The following is a 5,566-nucleotide window of genomic DNA, read 5'->3' as shown; positions in this document are numbered from 1 at the left end:
CTGACGCCGGAGTAGGGTGAGGAGGAGTCCATCCCATTGGGTAAGCGAAGCGCACCCGCGGGGCAGCGAAAAGCGCTACGCTGGTGACTTTATCTGCTGTGGGCTGTGGGCGGCGTGCAGGCGGGCGATTAGCTGGTCTTCAAGGGCGAAGCGCTCTGCCAACCCTTTCGCTAAGCGGTCAATCCAGGCGGGCAAACGCACTAGATTCTGCTGACAGCGTACCGGTGAGGCGAAGTCTTCATCGAATTCCAGCACCATGGCCGTTGACAATTCTAAGCGCTCAAGAAGCTTTGCCGCGATTTGTAATGCACTCTCATCGTCGAATGCCTTCGCTTCCTCAGCAAGCTGGGGGTAAATCTCGAAGTGCCCAGCGCTGATGTAGTCCATCAACAACTCACTAAAGGTGTCAATGCGCGCTTTGCTAATCGCCTCTAATTCGGCGTCACAAGCTTCTTTCAGCTCAATGAAGCTGACTAACAGCGAGCGGCGCTGATCAAGCCAGCGATCAATCAAACTGTGCACGCCCCCCCAGCGCTCCAGGGCATTTTTGCAATCTTCGAGCATGGGGCTTTCTCCTTACAGATAGCCGTCTTCAACTGAGCTAGACTCGCGCGTCCGTGGACACCTGTCAATCCTAGCGGGTACGGTTTACTTAATTAAATGAGGCCAATCAATTAACGTAAACCATACCACTTATTTAACTCTTTTTTACAGACCATGTTTTTAAAGACCACAGAATACGCAGAGGCGCAATCGCGAGCAATAAAAAGCCGATCAAGGTCCATGCAGGCAGCGACAGGCCTAAGAACATGAAATCGATGTCAGCACACTCACCAGAGCCGGTAAGCACCATGGCAACCACTTCTTGCATCGGCAAGATATCCATCATGTACTCAAGGCCTGGGCCACAGGTTGGCACTTCGTCAGCGGGCAAGCCTTGAAGCCATACATGCCTTCCAGCAACAAAAGCACCCGTACCTACTGCGGCTAAGCTCAGCAAACCGTAGATAGCTTTGCCTACTTTGCCACTTGGGTTATGAAGTGCAGCGATACCTAGCACCAGCCCTGCGGCAATCACCGCGACCCGCTGAAAAATACACAACGGGCAGGGTTCCAATCCCATAATATGCTCAAGCCCCAAGGCTACCGCCATCATCAGAACACAAAAGGCGAAGCCCGCTAACGCGATAGGGCGAACTGCTAATGATGTCATTGACCATCCTCTGGTGAAATAGCAGACAGCGCTCTGGACTCACGCGCTTTGGCAAAGTAAGTGCTTAGGAACTCACTAAAGCTCTCTTGATCGGCTTCTTCAATATCGTGCTGTTGTTGGTGCGAGGTCTCGATCAACTGAGCAAGCAGTGCTTCACGAGAACGTAGCATGGGCGTGGATTTAAGCTTGTCGGCTTGCTCTTGAGCCAATTGCAACAGCGTATCGCTGAGCGAGCCATTACCAGCTTCCAGGCGCGCCAGTAGTTGCGCTGAGGGAGTTAGAGAAGGATCTTTCAGCCGCGGCGCTAGCTCAGCGAGTGCCGACGCATGAGGAGTACTCTCTTCTACAGCATCCAATAGGCGTGCCACTTCGGCCATTTCCGCAAAAATCTGCTCGCCCCACTCCTTCACAGTCGTCGTTTTGCCGTTATGGATCAGCTTCAGCGCTGGGTCACGCCCACGCTCAACGACGAAACGGCGATTGTCGTCTAAGCGGTCGCACTCTTCGTCTGAAATCCACGGGCTATCGCTTAATAGACACCACATTAAGAAGGTATCAACAAAACGCATCTGAGCTTCGGTGACACCTAGCGGGTCGAATGGATTAAGATCCAAACAGCGTACTTCGATGTACTCCACCCCACGCGCTTCCAGGGCTTGACTGGGCGTTTCGTTGTGCTTGGCAACTCGTTTAGGGCGAATATCGCTGTAGTATTCGTTTTCAATCTGCAAAATATTGGCGTTTAACTGCTGCCACTCGTCGCCGTTCTTCACGCCCAGCTTTTCGTAGTCTGGCCAGGGAGTGGAAATAGCATGCCGCAGGGTGTTGACGTAATTGGACAACGAGTTAAAGCAGATTTTAAGCTGTGACTGCACTTTATTCTGATAGCCCAAATCCGACATACGTAGCGTGGTCGCATAGGGGGCGTAATAGGTGTCGTCGCTCAGCGACTGCAGTTTTTCAGGCACTGTACCAGTTGGCAGGAAGCTTTTGTCGATGGCGGGTGATGCGCCAAATAGGTAGAGCAGCAGCCAGCTATGACGACGAAAATGCCGAATCATGCCGAAATAACGCGTAGAGCGATAATCGTTAAAAGGAATATTGGTGGCTTTTTCAAGCTCACGCAGGGCATGCCACATATCATCGGGTAGCGATACGTTGTAATGCACCCCGGCGATAGCCTGCATAATACGCCCGTAGCGCACATCCAACCCTTTACGATAAACATGCTTCATGGTGCCCACATTGGAGCTGCCATAGTCAGCAATCGGTACGCTATCGTTACCGGAAAGCCGAGACGGCATGCTGCCTGGCCAAATCCACTCATTTTCCAAGTGGTGATAGGTAAACGTGTGCAGGTCTGATAAAAATGCCAACGCCTCTTTTGGCTCTGAATACACCGGTGTGATGTACTCCAATAGCGCTTCGGAGTAGTCAGTGGTGATATGCGGGTGGGTTAGCTTTGAACCCAGCGCGTAAGGGTGCGGCGTTTGAGCAATATGGCCGTTGGCGTCAACGCGCAGGCCCTCTTTTTCCACCCCGCGACGCAGGCGACCTAGGCGCCCTAAACGCGCGCTAGGGAGCAAACGCTCAACCTGGGCGGTCAGTGTGGATGGCACAGTGAGAGGTTCAGACAAGGTGAACACTCCTTGTTAGTAAGGCCTGCTTAAAGCAGGCCTTGTTGAAATCAGCTGGCATCGCCATGCGGTTTATCACGTTTTTTTACCGAGAATAGACAGCAGGATATGGCGGCAACCATTAAATATTCAAGACGCGCGACTATTTGCCCTGCTTTGCTTTAAGCAGTGCTGCGCCGAGCGCGCCCATTGGTGCCGCTGCTTCGCTGGACTTTCCTCCCTGGCGTTGACCACGACCATTCTGTCCAGAACTAGCCGACCGCTGGCTACGTGCAGGCTTACGAGGCTCGTCGTTAGTGGAGTTTACAGCTGCTTGCGTCTGTTCTGGCTCATCATCCAAACGCATTGAAAGCCCTACCCGCTTGCGGGGGATATCCACGCTCATAACCTTAACGGTAACGATATCGCCTGCTTTTACTACACTGCGCGGATCATCGATAAAGCGGTCAGAGAGCGCTGAAATATGCACGAGCCCGTCTTGATGAACGCCAATATCTACAAAGGCACCGAAGTGGGTCACGTTGGTGACGGTACCTTCCAGCACCATGCCCAGCTTCAGGTCTTTGAGTGTTTCGACGCCTTCACGGAATTCAGCCGCCTTAAACTCAGGGCGCGGGTCGCGTCCTGGCTTATCCAGCTCTTTGAGAATATCGCTGACGGTAGGAACACCAAAACGCTCATCAGCGAAGTCAGCGGGCTTCAGTGCTTTTAGCGTCGCACTATCACCAATCAGGCCTTTTATATCTCGACTATTCTGCTTGGCAATACGCTCTACCAGCGTATAAGCCTCTGGGTGAACAGCGCTGGCGTCCAGCGGATTTTCGGCGTTGCTAATGCGTAAAAAACCAGCACACTGCTCAAACGTCTTTGGTCCAAGGCGGCTAACTTCTAACAGCTCTTTACGGCTCTTGAAGGCACCTTGAACGTTGCGTTGGGCAACAATATTTTCAGCAATGGCAGCACTTAGCCCAGCAACACGTGAAAGCAATGCGCTAGATGCCGTATTGAGATCCACACCGACGGCGTTAACGCAGTCTTCTATCACGACTTCTAGACTACGTGACAGCTGCACCTGGGAGACATCGTGCTGATACTGACCAACACCGATAGATTTCGGCTCGATTTTCACCAGTTCTGCAAGCGGGTCTTGCAGGCGGCGAGCAATAGAGACAGCGCCGCGCACGGTGACATCAAGATCCGGCAGCTCGCGGGAAGCGTATTCCGACGCGGAGTAAACCGACGCACCGGCCTCAGACACCATGACTTTACTTAAACGATGCTCGGGTGCTAACGCCTTCAGCAGATCACCTGCCAGCTTGTCAGTTTCACGACTGGCGGTGCCATTGCCAACGGCAACGAGTTGAACGCCGTGCTGTTTAACCAGCTTAGCGAGCACATTGAGCGATTCGTCCCAGCGATTCTGCGGCGCATGGGGGTAAATCGTCGCTTGGTCGATAAATTGACCGGTAGCATCCACCACCGCAACCTTGCAGCCGGTTCTTAGACCCGGGTCAATCGCGAGAGTCACTTTTTGCCCTGCAGGCGCTGCCAGCAAAAGGTCTTTCAGGTTGGCGGCAAACACCTCGATAGCAGTCAACTCTGCCTGCTCGCGCAGGCGACCCAACAACTCGGTTTCAAGCGCGGTATAGAGCTTCACACGCCACGTCCAGCGCACTACTTCGCTCAACCATTTGTCGGCGGGGCGGCCTTCATCGCTAATACCCACTTGTTTGGCAATAGCGACCTGGGCCGGATGAATTGGAGCGTCCTCTTCGCCAGGCAGACGAATCGCCAGACTTAGAATGCCTTCGTTGCGACCACGGAACATAGCCAGCGCACGGTGAGATGGCACCTTGGCAAGTTTCTCGTCATGTTCGAAGTAGTCAGAAAACTTTGCGCCCTCCTGCTGCTTGCCATCTAGCACGCGGGCACTTAGTTCGCCCTCTTGCCATAACCGTTCACGCAATCGGCCAATAAGTTCAGGGTCTTCGGCGAAGCGTTCCATGAGAATTTGCTTAGCACCATCAAGGGCGGCTTTGGCATCTTCAATGGCTGGAATATCGCCTTCTGCAGGGCGCAGGTACTGCGCTGCTTCGCTTTCGGGATTAAGCTGCGGATTGGCCAACAGGGCATCAGCCAGTGGCTCTAGGCCCGCTTCACGGGCAATTTGAGCTTTCGTGCGGCGCTTTTTCTTAAACGGTAGGTATAAGTCTTCTAGGCGCTGCTTCGTCTCAGCTGCCTGAATCGTTGCTTTTAGCGTGGCATCCAGCTTGCCTTGCTCATCGATAGCCGCTAGTACGGCTTCACGGCGCTCTTCCAGCTCGCGCAAATAGCGCAGGCGCTCATCCAGTTGGCGCAGCTGAATATCATCGAGGGCACCCGTTACCTCTTTACGATAACGAGCAATAAACGGCACGGTAGCGCCACCATCCAGAAGCTCTACCGTTGCGGAGACCTGTTCAGGCCGTACGTTTAGCTCAGTGGCTAAGCGTGAAATAATGCGTTGTTTGACATCCATAACGTGCAACTAACTCATGCAGCATTCGAGGTGCCGACAAGGTACCACAATCGCACGATACTGGCATGAATTGGCTACGATGGGGAAGCTGCCCTCGCGGGTGCGCTTCGCTTACCACGCGCTACAATCCCACTGAGCTCAATGGTTGCATCCCTGTAGCGCGTATATGGACTCCTCCTCGTCTGCAAGCACAAAAGG

The 5,566-nt window shown here is 53.5% G+C and carries 4 protein-coding genes; all 4 read right to left on the bottom strand.

What is annotated here, in order from left to right:
• Nucleotides 1-75 precede the first annotated feature (75 nt).
• The gene (gene rsd / locus INT21_RS01240; protein ID WP_095604561.1) at nt 76-564 is read right to left on the bottom strand and encodes a sigma D regulator; all 489 of its coding nucleotides are present in this window, start codon (nt 562-564) and stop codon (nt 76-78) included.
• Nucleotides 565-697: 133 nt separating this feature from the next.
• Nucleotides 698-1,213 carry a disulfide bond formation protein B gene (locus tag INT21_RS01235; protein ID WP_095604560.1) on the bottom strand — a complete coding sequence of 172 codons (516 nt, stop codon included), beginning with the start codon at nt 1,211-1,213 and terminating at the stop codon, nt 698-700.
• The gene (gene gshA / locus INT21_RS01230) at nt 1,210-2,850 is read right to left on the bottom strand and encodes a glutamate--cysteine ligase (protein ID WP_193060832.1); all 1,641 of its coding nucleotides are present in this window, start codon (nt 2,848-2,850) and stop codon (nt 1,210-1,212) included. Before gshA ends, INT21_RS01235 begins: the two co-directional genes overlap by 4 nt.
• A gap of 142 nt (nt 2,851-2,992) precedes the next feature.
• A complete protein-coding gene (locus tag INT21_RS01225; RefSeq protein WP_193060831.1) occupies nt 2,993-5,368 on the bottom strand; it encodes a Tex family protein in 2,376 nt (791 codons plus the stop codon).
• Nucleotides 5,369-5,566: the final 198 nt, after the last annotated feature.

The organism is Halomonas sp. 3F2F (assembly GCF_014897805.1).
GTDB lineage: Bacteria > Pseudomonadota > Gammaproteobacteria > Pseudomonadales > Halomonadaceae > Vreelandella.
This window is presented reverse-complemented; position numbering and strand designations above follow the sequence as displayed.

Coding starts and splice junctions, on each gene's coding strand:
- rsd (WP_095604561.1), bottom strand. CDS start 564: ATGCTCGAAGATTGCAAAAATGCCCTGGAGCGCTGGGGGGGCGTGCAC.
- INT21_RS01225 (WP_193060831.1), bottom strand. CDS start 5,368: ATGGATGTCAAACAACGCATTATTTCACGCTTAGCCACTGAGCTAAAC.
- INT21_RS01235 (WP_095604560.1), bottom strand. CDS start 1,213: ATGACATCATTAGCAGTTCGCCCTATCGCGTTAGCGGGCTTCGCCTTT.